Genomic DNA, 17,528 nt, shown 5'->3' with positions numbered 1-17,528 from the left:
GGTGGTCGGACAGGTTCTCCCCCCGTTCATCCCCCCGGATACGGTGTGGGAGGGGGAGGTTACTCCGCGCGCTGGTTGGGGATCCCGGCCAGCAGCGCACGGACTTCGGTCTCGCGGTAGCGGCGGTGGCCACCCAGGGTCCGAATCGAGGTCAGCTTGCCCGCCTTTGCCCAGCGCGTGACGGTCTTGGGGTCCACGCGGAACATGGTGGCGACCTCGGCAGGGGTCAACAGGGGCTCCGCCTCGGGCGTGCGAGTTGACATGTGTACGGCCTCTCCTCCTGGATCTGTGTGCCGATCCTGAGCCTTATCCTGGCACTTGGCCCGGATGTCCAATATTGCCCTCTAGGTCTATATTGGCATCACCCGAGGTGATTACGCGACCACTTAACGCGACTTTGCTGGATGGGAGATCCAAAGTCACACATGCGGTGCGTCACGCTGAGTGATTCTAGCGACACGTTTAGTGGCATGTGGCGTATTCGGTCAAAACTTCGTTCTCCGGCCCTGTTTTTCTCGATCCGGCGGCCCGAAAGTGCTAGGTCCACTCGGCCTGAAACGGCGTTCACCTGGCTGGGGAATCTTCAATCCGGCTCGTTCACCGGCTCTAACGGGGGGCGTTCGGGACGTCCCCGGGGCGGGGAACGGAGGGTTGGAGACTCCCGGTTACCGTGCCGATCTCTCGGCGTAGTACGGGTTTTCGGTTACTCAGAGTGCTCTCTGTAACGAGTTGGCCACAGTCTACGTCGTCATCTATTGGGTGCTATGCCCAGTTTCAGCAAAGATGGCGTCAAGTGTGGTGACTCATCCGCACTCATCCCACCTCTACCCCTTCGAGATTAAGAATCACGTCAGGAAAAACCTGGTACACCAGGTTCGGGGCGAGGGGGACGAGGGGCGAATGTGATGAGGTTTCGGATCTGAGCGGGTGCCGGAGCAGCCGCAAGCGGGGTCAGTTCGCGCGTTCCAGCGCCTGTACCGCGCGCCAGCGCCGGACGAGACGCCGATGCGCCGCCAACGTCACCGCCTCCTGGCCGGTCTCCAGCCCGGTGAGCGCCGCCTCGACCTCGGCCGCCGAGTGGTCGTCGCGGAGCTCCGCGTCGCCGAGCAGGTGGACCAGGCCGCCGTAGTCCAGCTCCAGCAACGCCCGCGGGTGGGCCACGGCCGTCAGCCAGTCCTCCAGCCGTTCGACCGCGGCGAGCGACCCCTCGCCGTCCGGGACACCGCGCAGCACGCGCACGGCCCTTTCCAACCTGCGCCGCGCCGTGCCCATCTCCGTCACGTACAACAACGCGCGCGTCGCCGCCGACTCGGCGGACCGCGGGGCCGGCTCCTCGACGGGGAGGGCGGAGGACGGCTCCCCCGGGAAGGTCCCCGGTCCCTCCAGCGCCGGATCCCACTCCCGCCGGCCCCCCAGGACGAGACAGCGCTCCTCGGCGCCGAACGGGACGAACCAGGCGGTGGGGACCGTCCACCGGCTCGTCAGGATCTGGGGACGGCTGTCCTCTCCACGGCCGAGGTGCCGTTCGGCGTCGGCCTCGGCGGCCTCGACCACGGCCTCGGGGACGAAGGCCGAGGCGACCCGCGCCGAGGTCGTCGCCCGGAACTCCCGCAACGCCAGCCAGGAACGCAATCTCGTCTGCCACGGACACACGAACAGCTCGCCGCCCGAACGCCGCACGTAGGCGTCACCGCTCTCGCGGGAGGGCGCGACGGTCGGCGGGGAGGTGACCAGTCTGCGCAGTGACTCCTCGTGCTCGGCCGCCACGGCCTCGGCCCTGCGGGGGCGGTGCGGGGACTGGGCGTAGGCCCGCCAGTAGGCGCGCTCACGGCTGGAGTAGGCGATCACGGGCTGGTAGATGCGGAAATAGGCCGTGTAGGGCAGCACGAACGCATCGTGGCACACGCCTCTCCCCGAGGGGTGCCGTTCGGGGATTCCCCACGAGGGCACTTCCGGGCGGAGGGGGTACCCTGGCCCTGACGGCCGCCGGACGGGAAGTCGGCAACCGGGGAGCCGTATGAGCCCGCGAACCGACAACCGGAGGGTGGCGAGCGCGAACATATGCGTGTTTCCGGCTGAGTTCCAGACGCGCCCGAGCGGAGCCACCACAGGCGTGGTGGCGCGCGGCACGAGCGCTTATCCGCGGGCGGCGTAGGCAGGTTGGTTCCAAACCGGGTACGGTTGTATCCGTACGTAAGCTGGCGCCTGTCGTCAGTGCGGTGACGGCCGTCAGCCCGGCATTGCGGTTTTGCTAGTGATCTGGGGTTTGGGAAAACCCAATCGTTGAGGGGGTCGAGCCAATGGGGCGCGGCCGAGCCAAGGCCAAGCAGCAGAAGGTCGCCCGGCGGTTGAAGTACAGCGCCGGCGCCACCGACCTCGACCGGCTGCGGGCAGAGCTGGGTGTCGCTGAGGAAGACGTGTCGTCGTCGAAGCCTTCGGGCTCACCCGGCGACACCTATGAGGACCCTTACGACGACCTGGTCGAACGTTATGCGGACTATGCCGACAAGTATGCGGACGGCGACGACACGGCCGAGGACGGGTCCGAGCGTTCGGACCGCCTTCGCTGAGTCGGCGCGCCGTTCCGTCGACAGTACGCGCATGCCGCGTGACCGGGTCCGCTGATAGCAGGCGGATACAGCCGGTTCGGACCACCTCGGTGGACCGGACCGGCTTGTCTGTGTTTCCGGCCGGACATGCCCGCCCCCGGACCCGCGGTCGCGCGGGCCCGGAGGCGCGGTGTTCAGCGGTGGTCACCGTCGAGCCGTACCCGTCCGGTGCCGGTCGTGACATATCCCATGGACCACGCCTCCACGCCACGGTCGGCGAGCAGCGCGATCGCGCGGTCGGCGTCGTCGGGGGCGATGATCGCGGCCATCCCCACCCCCATGTTGAACGTGGCCTCCATGTCCTCCCGTGACACGCCCCCCTGCTCGGCGATGAACGAGAACACGGGCGCCGGCGTCCAGGTGCCGCGGTCGAGGACCGCGTCCAGCCCCGGCGGCAGCGACCGTTCGAGGTTCGAGGCCAGTCCGCCGCCGGTGATGTGGGCGAAGGCGTGGGCCTCGACCTCGGAGACGAGCGCGAGGCAGTCCTTGGCGTAGATACGGGTCGGCGTGAGCAGGACCTCTCCCAGCTCGCCGCCCAGTTCGGGGACGTGGGAGCGCAGGTCCAGCCCCGCCTGGTCCACGACGTGGCGGATGAGCGAGTAGCCGTTGGAGTGCGGACCCGACGAGGCCAGGGCCACGACCACATCCCCCTCGCGGACCCGGTCGGGGCCCAGGATCGCCCCGGCCTCCACGACACCGGTCCCGGCTCCGGCCAGGTCGTACTCGTCCGGTGCCATGGCCCCGGGGTGCTCCGCCGTCTCTCCGCCGATCAGGGCGCATCCGGCCTGGACGCACCCCTCGGCGATCCCGCCGACGATCTCGGCGATCCGCTCGGGCACGACCTTGCCGCAGGCGATGTAGTCGGTCATGAACAGCGGTTCGGCGCCGCTGACCACCAGGTCGTCGATGACCATGCCGACGAGGTCGATGCCGATCGTGTCGTGCCGGTCCAGCGCCTGGGCGAGCAGGACCTTGGTGCCCACGCCGTCGGTGGACGTGGCCAGGACCGGGGACTCGTAACGTCCCACGTCGAGCCGGAACAGCCCGGCGAACCCGCTGGCGTCGGTGACGAGCTCGGGCCGCGTGGTCCGCGACACGTGCTTCTTCATCAGGTCGACGGCGCGCTCACCCGCGGCGATGTCGACGCCGGCGGCGGCGTACGCCGGAGTGGTGTTGGCACCCTCTGCCACGCGAAACCTCTCAGTCGATCGGCGATCGTCCCACGGGAGCGGCCCACGGGACACGACCCCGGGACGATTCCCGGGGAGGACGGGACTACCGGGAAGCGGGGGAGGGCGCCGCGCTTCCGGGGACGCCGCAGGACTTCTCCAGCAGGTACTTGCCCCGGGAGTCCTCGTCGACCTCGATCGGGTAGACGCCGTCGAAACAGGCGCGGCACAGCCGGTCCTTGGGCACCTCGGTGGCCGCGATGAGCTCGTCCAGGGAGATGTAGCCCAGGGAGTCCGCGTCGATCGAGGTGCGGATCTCCTCGTTGGACAGGTTCCCCGCGATCAGCTCGGCCTTCGTGGCGAAGTCGATGCCGTAGTAGCAGGGCCACATCACCGGCGGGCTGGAGATCCGCACGTGGACCTCCGCGGCGCCGGCCTCGCGCAGCATCCGCACGAGGGCGCGCTGGGTGTTGCCCCGCACGATCGAGTCGTCCACGACGACCAGGCGCTTGCCGGCGATGACGTCGCGCAGCGGGTTGAGCTTCAGCCGGATGCCCAGCTGGCGCAGTGTCTGGCTGGGCTGGATGAAGGTCCGGCCCACGTAGGAGTTCTTGACCAGGCCCTGGGCGAACGGGATGCCGCTTCCCTCGGCGTAGCCGACGGCGGCCGGGGTGCCGGACTCGGGCACCGGGATGACGATGTCGGCCTCGGCCGGGTGCTGGCGGGCGAGACGGCGTCCCACCTCCACGCGGGTGGAGTTGACGTTGCGCCCGGCGATCGTGGTGTCGGGGCGTGCGAGGTAGACGTACTCGAACAGGCAGCCCTTGGGCGCCGCCGGGGCGAAGCGCAGCGAGCGGACCCCGCGGTCGTCCACGGTCAACATCTCACCGGGCTCGACCTCGCGGACCACGGTGGCGCCCACGATGTCGAGGGCGGCGGTCTCGCTGGCCACGACCCAGCCGCCACCCTCGAGCCGTCCCAGGACGAGCGGGCGGATGCCCTGCGGATCGCGGGCCGCGTAGAGGGTGTGCTCGTCCATGAAGACGAGGGAGAACGCCCCCTTGACCCGGGGCAGCAGCTCCAGGGCCGCTTCCTCGGTGGTGCGGTCGGACTGCGCGGCGAGCAGGCTGGTCAGGACCTCGGTGTCGGTCGTCGCGGTGAGCCTGTCGGAGGGCAGCATCGCCGCGAGTTCGGGGGTGTTGATGAGGTTGCCGTTGTGGCCGAGGGCCAGTCCCCCGTCGCGGGCGGTGTAGAAGGTCGGCTGTGCGTTCTCCCACACCGGGGAGCCGGTCGTGGAGTAGCGGCAGTGGCCGATGGCCAGGTAACCCCGCAGCGAGTCGAGCGTCGCTTCGTTGAAGACCTGGGAGACCAGTCCCATGTCCTTGTAGACGACGATGCGCTCGCCATCGCTCAAGGCGATGCCTGCGGACTCCTGTCCGCGGTGCTGCAGGGCGTAAAGACCGAAGTAGGTGAGCTTGCTGACTTCTTCGCCGGGAGCCCAGACCCCGAACACTCCACAGGCGTCCTGCGGTCCGCGTTCGAGTGGATCGATGTCCATGCTGAGCCGGCCGTCGGGATGCGACACGCCTTCAGCTTAGTGGTTGATGGCCCGGGCCGTGTCAAGCGGGTCTCCCGCGGACCCGTGAGGGTCAGCGGGAGGGCGGTCCCCACAGGGGGAGGAGCGGGCCGATGTCGGCGCGGACCCCGCTCGCCGTCACCCGGCCGCCGGCCACGGCCTCCTCCCAGACGAGCGTGCCCGCGGCCAGGGCCAGCCAGGTGAGGGAGTCGGTCTCCACGACGCCGGGCGGCGTCCCCCGGGTGTGCCGGGGTCCTTCGAGGCACTGGACGGCCCCGAACGGGGGGACCCGCACCTCCAGGGCGTGCCCCGGGGCCCGTTCGGCGAGCTCGGCCAACGTGCCCCGCACGGCGGCCCGGACGGCGGCGCGGTCGGGGTCCAGGCCGGCCGCGTGGGCACGCAGTACCGCGCTGGCGCACGCCTCCAGGACGAGGGAGGGGCGGTCGGGGCCGGAGTAGGGAGGTTCGCCGAGGTGGCGGAGCTGGTCGTCGAGTGCCGCGCGCAGTGCCGCGTGCCGGCGCTGGGCGACGGTGGGTCGAGATGGCACGGGAGTGAGCCTAGGCGCTGGCGGGACCTTTGCGTCACGATCTTGAAACGATCGGCGGGGCGCGGCGGAGGGCGGAAGGTCGGTGGACGGCGGTTGCCCCGGACGGCCAAAGCGCTGAAACTGGCATCGAAGGGAACGGTCTGCGGCCCTGGGGTGAACGAGCGGCGTCGCGTCGGTGGACTCGATGCGGAGAGGGCTGGAAACCGTGTGTTCTACTGTGATTTCCGTCCTGTTCGCGCACGTCGCCCGGTGGGTTCGGGCGGAGGGGGAGAGGTTCGCCGACAACCGCGTGACGGAGTGGGGTGGTTAGGATGAATGCTCCACTACGTCGGCTTTTGGAAGGCCGTCGTGCCGCGGCAAACAAGGAGTGACGCGCCGCCGGATTCAGCAGGGGGTGTCATGCGGTCGCAACATGGACATGAAGTGACCCATTTGCCCGATTGGTGCCCATAACATCCTCACGGACGAAAACCGCACTTCGGGAGAGAGATGTGCGTCTGCGCCTGACTCCGCGCGATGACAGCTACTACGAGATGTTCGCGGACTCCGCGAACAACCTGGTCATAGCCGCCCGCCTGCTGGTGGAGCTGATCAGCGACGACGCCGACCGCGACGCCATCACCGAGAAGATGCGCGCCTGCGAGCACGCCGGTGACGAGCGGACCCACGCCATCATGCGGCGGCTCAACGAGAGCTTCGTGACCCCCTTCGACCGCGAGGACATCTACCGCCTCGCCTCCTGCCTGGACGACGTCATGGACTCCATGGAGGCCGCCGTCGACCTGATCGGGCTCTACCAGCTCGACCGCCTGCCCAAGGGCATCATCGACCAGGTCGAGGTCCTGGAGCGCGCGGCCGAGCTCACCTCCGAGGCCATGCCCCGGCTGCGATCCATGAAGGACCTCACCAGCTACTGGATCGAGATCAACCAGCTGGAGAACCAGGCCGACCAGATCTACCGCCGGCTGCTGGCGCACCTGTTCAGCGGCGAGTACGACGCGCTGACCGTGCTCAAGCTCAAGGACGTCATCGAGGAACTGGAGACCGCGGCCGACGCCTTCGAACACGTCGCCAACACCGTCGAGAGCATCGCGGTCAAGGAATCCTGACCGTGCCGAGGCGACACGACCGAGGGGTGCCGAACCCGCCCGCATCGGCCACCCGCCCTGCTCCCCGGCGTCCCTGACCCTCACAGGAATCCGATCCCGTGTCCCCCGAAACAGCCACCCTGGTCGCGGTCGTCGCGGTCGCGCTGGTCTTCGCCTACACCAACGGCTTCCACGACGCGGCCAACTCCATCGCGACCTCGATCTCCACCCGCGCCCTCACCCCTCGTGTCGCGGTCGTCATGGCCGCCGTCATGAACATGGTGGGGGCCTTCCTCGGCGAAGGGGTCGCGCGCACGATCGGCAGCCAGATCATCGCTCCCCCCACGGGAACCCACGGGCTCCTCGTGCTGCTGGCGGCGCTCATCGGCGCGATCGTGTGGAACGTGTTCACCTGGTACCGGGGGATCCCCTCCTCGGCGTCGCACGCCCTCGTCGGGGGCATGATCGGGGCCGGACTCGTCTCGGCGACGACGGTCGACTGGGGCGGGGTCGTGACGAGCTTCGCGCTGCCGATGCTGCTGTCCCCGCTCATCGGCGGGGTCCTCGGCTACCTCGTGATGCTCGCCATCCTGTGGACCTTCCGCGACGCGGCACCCCGCGGGGTGGGACGCAGGTTCAAACTGGCGCAGAGCGTGTCGGCGGCGGCCATGGCGCTGGGCAACGGGCTTCAAGACGCCCAGAAGACGATGGGCGTGGTCGTGCTCGCGCTCGTCACCACCGGCTACCAGAGCGACTACGACGTGCCCACCTGGACCGTCGTCGCCGCCGCGCTGGCGATGTCGCTGGGCACCGCCAGCGGCGGGTGGCGCATCATGCGCACCCTCGGCCACCGGGTCATCCAGCTCGACCCGCCGAAGGGGTTCGCGGCGGAGGCCACGGTCTCGGCCATCACCTACGCCACCTCGTTCGTCTGGCAGGTGCCGATCTCCAGCACCCACACGATCACCTCGGCGATCATCGGGGTGGGGGCCACCCGAAGGCTCTCGGCGGTCCGCTGGGGCGTCGCCGGCGACATCGTCTTGATGTGGCTGCTGACGCTTCCGGGGGCCGCCCTGGTGGCCGTCGCGGCCTATCTCCTCCTCGACCTCGCCCTGCTCTGATCCCGTCCGGGCCGGGGCGCCGTGGCCTCGGCGGGGCCACCGGGGCGCCCGGAAACGACGGCGGCGGACGGCTCGAATGAGCCGCCCGCCGCCGTCGTGCGGAGGGGAGAGGGTTTAGCCGAAGCGACCGGTGATGTAGTTCTCGGTCTCCTTCTTCTCCGGCTTGGTGAAGATCTTGTTGGTCTCGCCCATCTCGATCAGCTTGCCCGGCTTGCCGGTGCCGGCCAGGTTGAAGAAGGCGGTCACGTCACTGACCCGGGCCGCCTGCTGCATGTTGTGGGTGACGATGACGATCGTGTAGCTCTCCTTGAGCTTGGAGATGAGGTCCTCGATCGCCAGCGTGGAGATGGGGTCGAGCGCGGAGCACGGCTCGTCCATGAGCAGCACGGCCGGCTCCACCGCGATGGCGCGGGCGATGCACAGACGCTGCTGCTGACCGCCGGACAGGCCCGCGCCCGGCTTGCCGAGACGGTCCTTGACCTCGTCCCACAGGTTGGCCCCGCGCAGCGAGCGCTCGACCAGATCGTCGGCCTCGGACTTGCTGAGGCGCTTGTTGTTCAGCTTGGCGCCGGCGATCACGTTGTCGTAGATCGACATCGTCGGGAAGGGGTTGGGGCGCTGGAACACCATGCCGATCTCGCGGCGGACGGCCACCGGGTCGACGTCGGGGGCGTAGATGTCCTGGTCGTCCAGCATGACCTTGCCCTGGACGCGGGCGCCGGGGGTCACCTCGTGCATGCGGTTGAGCGTGCGCAGGAAGGTGGACTTGCCACATCCGGAGGAGCCGATGAAGGCGGTCACCGACCGGGGCTCGATGGTCATGGAGACGTCCTCGACGGCGAGGAAGTCGCCGTAGTAGACGTGCAGTCCGGAGACGTCAATGCGCTTGGCCACTGTCTTTTCCTCAGGTTCTCAAAGCTTGTGCGACGGTCCGCGGGTGGTCAGCGCCCGAGCTTGGGGGCGAAGAAGCGCGAGACCAGCCGGGCGACGAAGAACAGCAGCATGACGATGACGATCAGCGTCAGCGCCGCGGCCCAGGCCCGCTCGTAGTTGATCGCGTTCCCCATCCGGACCTGCGAGTAGATGAACACGGGGAGGCTCATCATCTGGCCGTTGAAGAGATTCCAGTTGATCGCCACCGCGGAGGAGCCCGCGGTGAGGATGAGAGGTGCCGTCTCCCCGATAACGCGCGCGAGGGCCAACATGATTCCGGTGGTGATCCCGGCGATCGCGGTCGGCAGCACGACCTTGAGGATCGTCAGCCACTTCGGCACGCCCAGCGCGTAGGAGGCCTCGCGCAGCTCGTTGGGCACCAGCCGCAGCATCTCCTCGCAGGAGCGGACCACAACGGGGATCATCAGCACCGACAGCGCGATCGCGCCGGCGGCGCCGTTGGTCTTGCCCGGACCGAACACCATCATCCACAGCGCGACGACGAAGAGGCCGGCGACGATGGAGGGGATGCCGGTCATGACGTCGACGAAGAAGGTGATGGCCTGCTTGAGCCGGCCACGGCCGTACTCCACCAGGTAGATGGCGGTCATCAGGCCGATCGGGATGGAGATCACCGCGGCGAGGCCGGTGATCATCAGCGTGCCGATGATGGCGTGGTAGACGCCGCCGGCGTCCATGCTCGGGGTGACACCGTTCATGGACACGGTGAGGAAGTAGCCGTCGAGCCGCTGGAGACCGTTGACGATCACCGTCCACAGCAGCGACACCAGCGGCACCATCGCCAGGGCGAAGCAGGCGTAGACGACCGCGGTGACGAGCCGGTCCTTGGCCTTGCGGCCGTTCTCGACGACGGCCGAGGCGATGGTGATGGTCACCATGTAGGCCAGCAGTGTCACCACCGCGAGCAGCGGCACGTTGAACAGACCGGTGAGGAACAGCGCGCCGCCGACCACCGCGGCCAGGACGAGGAGCAGGGCCGGTTCGAAGAACCGGGGCAGGCTCCTGCTGAGCAGCAGGCCGCCGGTAGGGCTGGGGGTGGCTCCGCCGCCAGGAGCGCCGGCGGAGGTCTGACGGGTCGGGGTGGTCATTTAGGAGAACTCCTTGCGGCGCGAGACGACGAAGCGCGCTGCCATGTTGACGACCAGCGTGATCGCGAAGAGCACGAGACCTGCCGCGATGAGGGCCGAGACGCCGTAGCCGGTGGCCTCGGGGTACTGGAGGGCGATGTGCGCGGCGATGGTCTGGTTGCCGCTTTGGAGCAGGAACCAAGAGATGACCAGGGAGGGCGACAGGATCATCGCCACGGCCATCGTCTCGCCGAGCGCGCGGCCCAGACCCAGCATGGCGCCACCGATGATGCCGGGGCGGCCGAACGGGATGACCGCCATGCGGATCATCTCCCAGCGGGTCGCGCCGAGCGCCAGCGCGGCCTCCCGGTGCGCCTGGGGGACCTGCTGGAACACGTCGCGCGACATGGCCGTGATGATCGGCAGGATCATGACGGCCAGCACGATCCCGGCGCTCAGCATGGTGCGCCCGGTCGTGGAGATCGGCCCGGCGAACAGCGGGATGAACCCGAGGTACTCCTCAAGGATCTGGTAGAAGGGGCCGAGCTCGACGACCAGCCAGCCGATGCCCCACAGGCCGTAGACGACGCTGGGGATGGCCGCCAGCAGGTCCACGACGTAGCCCAGGACGGCCGCGACGCGGCGCGGCGCGTAGTAGACGATGAACAGCGCGATGCCGATGGCGACGGGAGTCGCGATCAGCAACGCGATGGCGGCGGCGAGGACGGTGCCGAAGGCCAGCGCCGCGACACCGAAGGCCGGTTCCTCGCGGACGTTGGGGTCCCATTCGCTGGTGGTGAAGAAGTTCGCGGTGTTCGCCATCAGCGAGTCGAACGACTGGATGACGAGGAAGGCCGCGACGCCCGCCAAGATCGCGAGGATCAGGATCCCCGACCCCTGCGCGCCGCCGGCGAAGATGACGTCACCGGCACGACGCTTGCCTTTGGGCACCCGGGCTCCCCCCTCGGGCGCCCGGGTCGTCGTGGGCGAGTCTTCTTTGCTGATCATGTGAGACTCCGGTCGAAATGGTTCAAGGTCCGCCCCCCGGACAGAGCAACTTGTGCGTATCCCTGACAGGCGTTGACGGGGCCTGTTACATTCTGAAGCTTGCCCGGTGGAGCTCTGACCGCACCGGGGTACCGCGGGCGGGATCGGACCGCCTGTCGCCGGCTCGGGGGAGCCGTGTCCCCCGGTGTGGAATCGGGGCTCCGGGGCTGTGTGGCCGTCGGCCGGGGCCTTCGGCGCCCGGTTCCCCGAAACGCCGTGAAGGGCGGGGCTCGCACCGGGCGGTGTGAGCCCCACCCCGGTTCACGGTGTGGGTTGTGGTGATCAGGCTGCTGCCGTGATCTGGTCGAGGGTCCCCTGGATCCGCTCGCGGACCTCGTCGGAGATCGGCGCGGAGCCGGCCTCGTCGGCGGCGGCCTGCTGGCCCTCCTCGCTGATGACGTAGCCGAGGAAGCTCTTCACCAGGTCGGCCTCGGCCTGCTCGGCGTACTCCATGCAGGCGACGTGGTAGCTGACCAGGACGATCGGGTAGACGCTGGTGTCGTCGGTGGTGTAGTCCAGCGCGATGGCGTGGTCGTTGTCGTTGCTCGCGGCGGACTCGGCGGTGTCGACGATCGCGGCGGCGGCCTCGGGGCTGTACTCGACGAACCCGTCGCCCACGCCGACGGCCACGGTGCCGAGCTCACCGGCGTGCGAGGCGTCGACGTAGCCGATGGTGCCCTGGCCGCCCTCGACGGCGGAGACGACACCGGAGGAGCCCTGAGCGGCCTCCTTGGGCTCGACGGGCCAGGTCTTCTCGGGCTCGTGCGGCCAGGCGTCACCCGCGGCGGCGGCGAGGTAGGCGGTGAAGTTCTCGGTGGTGCCGGACTCGTCGGAACGGTTGACCGGCGTGATCTCGGAGTCGGGAAGCTCGACGTCGGGGTTGTCCGCGGCGATCTTCTCGTCGTTCCACTTCGTGATCTCGCCGCTGAAGATCTCGGCGATGACCTCGGGCTTGAGGTTGAGGGAGTCGACGCCTTCGAGGTTGAAGATGACGGCGATCGGGCTGATGTAGGCGGGCAGGTTCACGGCGTCGGAGCCGTTGCAACGCTCGGTCGCCTGCTCCAGCTCCTCGCCCGCGACCGCGGAGTCGGAGCCGGCGAACGCGACGGCGCCGTCGAGGAACTGCGACACGCCCGCGCCGGAGCCGACCGCGTCGTAGTTGACCGTGGTGCCCTCGCAGGTACCGCTGTAGGCGGCGACCCAGGCAGCCATGGCGTTCTCCTGGGAGCTGGCGCCCGCGCCGGCGAGGGTGCCACCGCCCTCGACGCACTCGGCGCTGCCCGCGGCCGTGCTGCCGCCTTCGGAGGGGGCGACCGCCTGGTCACTGCCACAGGCGGTGAGTGCAAGGGCGCCGGCGAGGGCCGCTCCCGCGAACTGGCCAAACCTTGAGAGCTTCACAGCCCCGGTGTCCTTCCTCTGGACTTCGTCATGTTTGGGCGAGACGCCGTACGACCTCGCCAAATGCGAAGGTAGGGAGGAGAGGTGACCAGATGTACCAGGCAGGGTGAACGAAGGGTGAACGGCGGAGCGAAAGTGCTGGAAAAGGGGTTGGATCACAGGTGTATGTCGGATGAACCACGTCCTTTTTGGGGGGTAATGTCCGGTCTTGAACAGGGGTGATGACGGCTTATCCGGTAGTCTGTCACGTTGCGTCATCACCCCTGGAGGGTCAGGCCGACGGTCCCTGCGGTGCCGCATACATCACATCGGCGTCCCACAGGGTAAAGCCCAGCGACTCGTACAGGCGGACCGCGGGCCGGTTCTCCTCGTCCACGTACAGCAGCACCCAGGGCAGACCCCGGTCGCGCAGGTGCCGCAGCCCGGCCAACGTCAGCGCGCGGCCCAGCCCCGTCCCCTGCCAGTCGGGGTCCACGCCCACGACGTAGACCTCGCCCACGGCCTCGCCGTCGGTCAGCCCCGCCCCGTCGGCGTGGACCTTCGTCCAGTGGTACCCCGCGATCCGTCCGCTGGCCCGATCCTCGGCCACGAAGAACCCGCCGGCGTCGAACCACTCCTCGGCCTCGCGCTGGCGCAGGTCCTCCAGGGTCACCGCGCCCTGCTCGGGGTGGTCGGCGAAGGCCCGCGCGTTGGCGTGCAGCCACGCCTCCTCGTCCCGGCCCACCTCGAACGCGCGGATGACGACCCGTTCCCCCAGGCCGCCCGGTAGGTGAGGTTCCGGGAGGTTCGCGACCGCGGAGTCCGACGCGCCCTCTTCGGCGCGCAGCCGAAGGCGCATCTTCCACAGGCCGCGCGCCTGGCGCCAGCCGGCCGAGCGGGCGAGCGCGACGGCTCCGGGAAGCCGGCCGTGCGCCCACACGCGCAGGCCGCGCGGCGAGGCGTCCTCGGCCAGGGAGGTCAGCAGGCGCCGTCCCAACCCGCGCAGCCGGTGGTCGGGGACGATGACGAGCTCGCCGGAGTCGGGCTCCTCCCCCGAACGCTCGACGAAACCGAATCCGACGAGCCGGGACGTGTCCTCACCGTCGTCCGCGTAGAGCAGGTGGAACCGGGCGCCCCCGCCGGGGGCGCCATGGCGTACGCGCAACAGGGTCTGTTCCGACAGGGGGGCGATGCCGTCGTGGGCGCGGGCGGCGGCGGCGAGCTCGCCCACGGCCCGGGCCTGCTCCCCGGTGAGGGCGTCGGTGATGTCGATGTGGCTCATGGTGGCGAGCCTACGGTTCGACCGGGGAGGCGTGCGGCGTGCCGGGCTCAGCCCTTGCGGCGACGTCCCCGGTAGCCGACCGAACCGGTGCGTACCCGGCGGACCGGCGCCAGCGGCGCCGACAGCAGCAACAGCAGCATCAGAAAGAGCAGCAGGACACTCGGCGTGATCCCGCCGCGCACCTGCGCGGCCTCGGTCGCGACGGTGGTGGCCGACTCGTCCTCGCCGGGGGTCACCATCGGCAGTTCCGCGTACTCCTCGCCGATGCCCTCGCCGCCCGAGGAGCCCACCGAGGGAAGCGTGGCCTCGCCCGTCGGCAGGGCGGGACGCAGTGCCCCGTCGTCGGCGCCGCCGCGCGTGGTGGTCGACACGGGACTGTGCGGCGCCGCGCTGCGAGTGGGGCGCGGGGGGCGGTCCTGTCCGCTCGCGCGATCGGGCCGGCGCGTGGGAGAGGCCGAGGAAGTGGGGGTCGAAGAGGGGGCGCCGGTCTGGTCACCGTCCTCCCCGTCATCGTTGTCGGGCGGAGGCGACGAGGGAGGCGGGGAGGAAGGGGGAGGCGTGGTCTCGGGAGGAGGCGTCGGGTCGGGGGTGGGCGAGGGGTCGGGCTTGGAGCGGACGACCTGGGCCGACCCCGTGAAGGAGACCGTGTGCGTGCCGGCCTCGGGGCAGGCGCCCGCCTCGCCGGGCACGGCGTAGTCGAGGGAGCCCGTGGCGGACACCGGTCCGGGGGCGCCGACCGGGCCGGACACCCGGGTCTGGGCGGAGGATCCGGGGGCGAGGAGGGTGGGCGACTCGAACGGGGCGGCGGTGAAGCCGTCCGCGGTGACCGTGGGGCCGTACAGGCACACCCCCGTCTCGGCCCGGGCGACCACCTGGAGCAGGAAGGAGACCTCGACGGTCGCCTCGGCGAGCTCGAACTGCTTGGCGGTCGGCGCGAGGGTGACCAGGGGAGGGGTCGGAGGTGGGGGAGGAGAGGAGGGATCGGGCTGGGCCCAGGCCGAGGACGCCGGTCCGGCCAGCGCGGCACCGACGAACAGCGCCCCCAGGGGCGCCCAGGCGACCATCCGCGTCGATCTGCTGGAAGCGTTTCGGTCCCTGCCGCCGGCCATGGGCCATGACCTCCTCGGTCGCCTTACTCTCCGTTCGCGCCGGTGGACCCCGGTCGCGGAGAACATGACGAACACCGCGACCGGAAGGTTGACGCTGCGCGCTCGTCTCCTGATCGGGGGTGACCGCGAACGTCGACTGTTCCGCATCCTAGGCGCTGGGGTGCCATGATCACGAGACCTGAATCCGAGGATCCACCATTATTTCCGGCGTTTCGTTCATGCCGGGCGCGTGCGGCACCGTCCACGCGCCCGGCGACGGGTCAACCGGTGTGGACCTGGTGGGCGACGGGGTCGGGCTCCCCGACCGGGGCCTTTGCCGAAGTGTCGGGGACGAACCGGTAGCCGACGTTGCGCACGGTGCCGATCAGCGACTCGTGCTCGCTGCCGAGCTTGGCGCGCAGCCGCCGCACGTGGACGTCGATCGTCCGGGTGCCGCCGAAGTAGTCGTAGCCCCACACCTCCTGGAGCAGCTGGGCGCGGGTGAAGACCCGTCCGGGATGCTGGGCCAGGAACTTCAGGAGCTCGAACTCCTTGAAGGTGAGGTCGAGGATGCGTCCGCGCAGCCGCGCGATATAGGTGGCCTCGTCGATGGTGAGGTCGCCACGCCGGATCTCGTCGGGATCGTCGGCGGCGGCCTCGGACTGGCCGATGGCCAGGCGCAGCCGGGCCTCGACCTCGGCGGGGCCCGCGGTGGTCAGGATGAAGTCGTCGACCTGCCAATCGGGCGTGAGCGCGGCGACACCGCCCTCGGTGAGGATCGCGATGAGCGGGCAGTCGAGCCCCGTGGTGTCGAGCAGGCGGCACAGGTTGCGGACGCTGACGAGGTCGGTGCGCGCGTCGACCAGGATGGCGTCGACGGGGGCACCCCCCGTACGGTCGTGTCCCGGGGTGAGAAGGGCGCTCGCCTCGGCCGGGGCCACGCGCACCGAGTGCAGGAGCAGGCCGAGGGCGGGCAGAACGTGGTCGGACGGCTCGTTGGAGTTCGTCAGTAACAGCAGGTGGCTCATGCGTCTCTTCCCGTCACCCCGCATGAAGCGGCTGGTCGAAGGCGCCATTGCCCCCGGTCGGAAATATCTGAATGTTGCCTCCGAGAAATACAAGGATAATCAATCGATGGTGAGCGGAACCATTCGGTACTGGGCCGCGGCGAAAGAAGCCGCGGGCGTGGCGGAGGAGCCTTACGAGGCCGACACGCTGGCCACGGCGTTGGAGGAGGTGCGCCGGCGACACGCCGACCGCCCCCGTTTGATCGAGGTCCTGCGGCGCTGCTCGTTCCTGGTCGACGAGGCGCCCGTGGGGCGGCGGCCCCATGCCGAGGTGCGCCTGAGCGAAGGGGGCGTCATCGAGGTGCTGCCTCCTTTCGCCGGCGGGTGAACGGCCGCGAGAAAGAGATGGGGAGATTGCGGATATGTCACACGAATCACCTCGGGTGATCACCATGCTCGGAAAGCCGGGCTGTCATCTGTGCGACGAGGCGCTGAAGGTCATCGAGACCGTGGCCGCCGACCTGGGCGTCCGCTACGAGGTGCGTGACATCACCCACGCCTCGCAGGAGGAGCGCGACGAGTACTGGGACAAGATCCCCGTCACGTTCGTCGATGGCGTTCAGCACGACTTCTGGAGGGTCAGCGAGAAGCGTCTGCGCGCGGCCCTGTCCTGACGCGAGAGCACCCCGAATAACGGACACGCCGGCGGGTGGCCCTACGGCCACCCCACTTTGTGCATACATTCACAAGGGCGTAATCTGGTGGTCAAATCATCATCCGGCCGGGATCTCGACGGGTCGAACGCGTGCTTATAGGGGAGCATCGAACCCATGTCGGCCCGAACACCATCCGCACCGCCGACAGTTGCCCAGGAGCGCACGCCTGTGACCCGCCGTCCACCACGGCCCCGGGAAAGGGGAATCCCGGAGGCGACCGTCGCGAGGCTCCCGCTGTACCTGAGGGCACTGCAGGCGCTCGACGAACGTGGCACGCCCACGGTCTCGTCCGAGGAGCTGGCCTCCGTCGCGGGGGTGAACTCCGCCAAGCTCCGCAAGGACCTGTCGCACCTCGGCTCCTACGGTACCCGTGGCGTGGGTTACGACGTCGAGTACCTCATCTACCAGATCTCCCGTGAACTTGGTCTCACCCAGGACTGGTCGGTGGCGATCGTCGGCGTCGGCAACCTCGGCCGCGCACTGGCCAACTACGGGGGGTTCGGGACCCGCGGGTTCCGCATCGCGGCCCTCCTCGACGCCGACCCCGCGGTGGTGGGAGACGCCGTCGCGGGCCTGCGCGTAGGGCATATTGACTCGTTGGAGGAGGTCGTGGCGCGTGAGCACGTCTCCATCGGGGTCATCGCCACGCCGGCGGCGGCCGCCCAGGGCGTCTGCGACCGATTCGTCGGCGCGGGAGTGACCAGCGTCCTCAACTTCGCGCCGGTGGTCCTCAATGTGCCGGACGGCGTGGATGTGCGTAAGGTCGATTTGTCGATCGAGCTTCAGATCCTGGCCTTCCACGAGCAACGGAAGGCCGACGGCCGGGGAGGGCCCGAATGGATCGAGGCCCTGGAGGCATGACATGACCGATGGCCGTAGC

General features: G+C 69.5%; 18 protein-coding genes. 6 read left to right on the top strand and 12 right to left on the bottom strand.

Annotation, left to right across the window (positions count from 1 at the left end; all coding sequences use genetic code 11):
* Positions 1 to 59: 59 nt before the first annotated feature.
* Positions 60 to 263 (bottom strand): developmental transcriptional regulator BldC, encoded by a 204-nt coding sequence (bldC, locus tag B5D66_RS06165; RefSeq protein WP_067965399.1) that lies wholly within the window; start codon positions 261 to 263, stop codon positions 60 to 62.
* 688 nt (positions 264 to 951) lie between these two features.
* The gene (locus B5D66_RS06160) at positions 952 to 1,887 is read right to left on the bottom strand and encodes a DUF8083 family protein (RefSeq protein ID WP_078760947.1); all 936 of its coding nucleotides are present in this window, start codon (positions 1,885 to 1,887) and stop codon (positions 952 to 954) included.
* Between the two features lie 413 nt (positions 1,888 to 2,300).
* Here B5D66_RS06160 and B5D66_RS06155 point away from each other — a divergent pair, with 413 nt between their 5' ends.
* On the top strand, positions 2,301 to 2,570 hold the full coding sequence (locus B5D66_RS06155; RefSeq protein ID WP_078760665.1) for a DUF3073 domain-containing protein: 270 nt from the start codon (positions 2,301 to 2,303) through the stop codon (positions 2,568 to 2,570).
* Between the two features lie 173 nt (positions 2,571 to 2,743).
* On the opposite strand, the gene purM is transcribed toward B5D66_RS06155, so the two are convergent.
* The 3 genes from purM to B5D66_RS06140 all read right to left on the bottom strand — a co-directional run bounded on the left by purM (position 2,744) and on the right by B5D66_RS06140 (position 5,901).
* Positions 2,744 to 3,799, bottom strand: a complete 1,056-nt coding sequence (gene purM / locus B5D66_RS06150; RefSeq protein ID WP_078760664.1) for a phosphoribosylformylglycinamidine cyclo-ligase — start codon at positions 3,797 to 3,799, stop codon at positions 2,744 to 2,746.
* An 85-nt stretch (positions 3,800 to 3,884) separates the two neighbouring features.
* Positions 3,885 to 5,336 (bottom strand): amidophosphoribosyltransferase, encoded by a 1,452-nt coding sequence (gene purF, locus B5D66_RS06145; protein ID WP_235000842.1) that lies wholly within the window; start codon positions 5,334 to 5,336, stop codon positions 3,885 to 3,887.
* A gap of 91 nt (positions 5,337 to 5,427) precedes the next feature.
* Positions 5,428 to 5,901, bottom strand: coding sequence for a sterol carrier family protein (locus B5D66_RS06140; RefSeq protein WP_078760662.1), 474 nt, complete (start codon positions 5,899 to 5,901; stop codon positions 5,428 to 5,430).
* Positions 5,902 to 6,392: 491 nt separating this feature from the next.
* Between B5D66_RS06140 and B5D66_RS06135 the strand changes: the two genes are divergently transcribed.
* Positions 6,393 to 7,010, top strand: a complete 618-nt coding sequence (locus B5D66_RS06135) for a DUF47 domain-containing protein (protein WP_078760661.1) — start codon at positions 6,393 to 6,395, stop codon at positions 7,008 to 7,010.
* A 98-nt stretch (positions 7,011 to 7,108) separates the two neighbouring features.
* Positions 7,109 to 8,110, top strand: coding sequence for an inorganic phosphate transporter (locus B5D66_RS06130; RefSeq protein WP_078760660.1), 1,002 nt, complete (start codon positions 7,109 to 7,111; stop codon positions 8,108 to 8,110).
* Positions 8,111 to 8,224: 114 nt separating this feature from the next.
* Here B5D66_RS06130 and pstB read toward each other — a convergent pair whose 3' ends face one another.
* The 7 genes from pstB to B5D66_RS06095 all read right to left on the bottom strand — a co-directional run bounded on the left by pstB (position 8,225) and on the right by B5D66_RS06095 (position 15,953).
* Positions 8,225 to 9,004: a phosphate ABC transporter ATP-binding protein PstB gene (gene pstB, locus B5D66_RS06125; protein WP_078760659.1), complete on the bottom strand. Its 780-nt coding sequence runs from the start codon at positions 9,002 to 9,004 to the stop codon at positions 8,225 to 8,227.
* A gap of 47 nt (positions 9,005 to 9,051) precedes the next feature.
* Complete coding sequence (pstA, locus tag B5D66_RS06120) at positions 9,052 to 10,152, bottom strand: phosphate ABC transporter permease PstA (RefSeq protein WP_078760658.1); 1,101 nt, start codon at positions 10,150 to 10,152, stop codon at positions 9,052 to 9,054.
* Positions 10,153 to 11,139 carry a phosphate ABC transporter permease subunit PstC gene (gene pstC / locus B5D66_RS06115; RefSeq protein ID WP_078760657.1) on the bottom strand — a complete coding sequence of 329 codons (987 nt, stop codon included), beginning with the start codon at positions 11,137 to 11,139 and terminating at the stop codon, positions 10,153 to 10,155.
* A 321-nt stretch (positions 11,140 to 11,460) separates the two neighbouring features.
* Complete coding sequence (gene pstS / locus B5D66_RS06110) at positions 11,461 to 12,576, bottom strand: phosphate ABC transporter substrate-binding protein PstS (protein ID WP_144389990.1); 1,116 nt, start codon at positions 12,574 to 12,576, stop codon at positions 11,461 to 11,463.
* Positions 12,577 to 12,847: 271 nt separating this feature from the next.
* Positions 12,848 to 13,837 (bottom strand): mycothiol synthase, encoded by a 990-nt coding sequence (mshD, locus tag B5D66_RS06105; RefSeq protein WP_078760655.1) that lies wholly within the window; start codon positions 13,835 to 13,837, stop codon positions 12,848 to 12,850.
* A 47-nt stretch (positions 13,838 to 13,884) separates the two neighbouring features.
* Positions 13,885 to 14,946, bottom strand: coding sequence for a hypothetical protein (locus B5D66_RS06100; protein WP_144389989.1), 1,062 nt, complete (start codon positions 14,944 to 14,946; stop codon positions 13,885 to 13,887).
* Between the two features lie 260 nt (positions 14,947 to 15,206).
* Positions 15,207 to 15,953, bottom strand: a complete 747-nt coding sequence (locus tag B5D66_RS06095) for a winged helix-turn-helix transcriptional regulator (RefSeq protein ID WP_078760653.1) — start codon at positions 15,951 to 15,953, stop codon at positions 15,207 to 15,209.
* Between the two features lie 106 nt (positions 15,954 to 16,059).
* On the opposite strand from B5D66_RS06095, the gene B5D66_RS06090 reads away from it, so the two are divergent.
* The 3 genes from B5D66_RS06090 to B5D66_RS06080 all read left to right on the top strand — a co-directional run bounded on the left by B5D66_RS06090 (position 16,060) and on the right by B5D66_RS06080 (position 17,509).
* Entirely contained in the window at positions 16,060 to 16,320 is a 261-nt protein-coding gene (locus B5D66_RS06090) for a MoaD/ThiS family protein (RefSeq protein ID WP_078760652.1), read from the top strand.
* A 34-nt stretch (positions 16,321 to 16,354) separates the two neighbouring features.
* On the top strand, positions 16,355 to 16,606 hold the full coding sequence (locus B5D66_RS06085) for a glutaredoxin family protein (protein WP_078760651.1): 252 nt from the start codon (positions 16,355 to 16,357) through the stop codon (positions 16,604 to 16,606).
* A gap of 210 nt (positions 16,607 to 16,816) precedes the next feature.
* Positions 16,817 to 17,509 carry a redox-sensing transcriptional repressor Rex gene (locus B5D66_RS06080; protein WP_144389988.1) on the top strand — a complete coding sequence of 231 codons (693 nt, stop codon included), beginning with the start codon at positions 16,817 to 16,819 and terminating at the stop codon, positions 17,507 to 17,509.
* The last annotated feature ends 19 nt before the right edge of the window (positions 17,510 to 17,528 follow it).

It is taken from the genome of Marinactinospora thermotolerans DSM 45154 (genome assembly GCF_900167435.1).
Taxonomy (GTDB): domain Bacteria; phylum Actinomycetota; class Actinomycetes; order Streptosporangiales; family Streptosporangiaceae; genus Marinactinospora; species Marinactinospora thermotolerans.
Note: the sequence above shows the minus strand (reverse complement) of the source record. Positions and strands in the feature narration are given on the sequence as shown.

Coding starts and splice junctions, on each gene's coding strand:
- bldC (WP_067965399.1), bottom strand. CDS start 263: ATGTCAACTCGCACGCCCGAGGCGGAGCCCCTGTTGACCCCTGCCGAG.
- B5D66_RS06155 (WP_078760665.1), top strand. CDS start 2,301: ATGGGGCGCGGCCGAGCCAAGGCCAAGCAGCAGAAGGTCGCCCGGCGG.
- purF (WP_235000842.1), bottom strand. CDS start 5,336: ATGGACATCGATCCACTCGAACGCGGACCGCAGGACGCCTGTGGAGTG.
- pstA (WP_078760658.1), bottom strand. CDS start 10,152: ATGACCACCCCGACCCGTCAGACCTCCGCCGGCGCTCCTGGCGGCGGA.
- pstC (WP_078760657.1), bottom strand. CDS start 11,139: ATGATCAGCAAAGAAGACTCGCCCACGACGACCCGGGCGCCCGAGGGG.
- mshD (WP_078760655.1), bottom strand. CDS start 13,837: ATGAGCCACATCGACATCACCGACGCCCTCACCGGGGAGCAGGCCCGG.
- B5D66_RS06100 (WP_144389989.1), bottom strand. CDS start 14,946: ATGGCCGGCGGCAGGGACCGAAACGCTTCCAGCAGATCGACGCGGATG.
- B5D66_RS06095 (WP_078760653.1), bottom strand. CDS start 15,953: ATGAGCCACCTGCTGTTACTGACGAACTCCAACGAGCCGTCCGACCAC.
- B5D66_RS06090 (WP_078760652.1), top strand. CDS start 16,060: ATGGTGAGCGGAACCATTCGGTACTGGGCCGCGGCGAAAGAAGCCGCG.
- B5D66_RS06085 (WP_078760651.1), top strand. CDS start 16,355: ATGTCACACGAATCACCTCGGGTGATCACCATGCTCGGAAAGCCGGGC.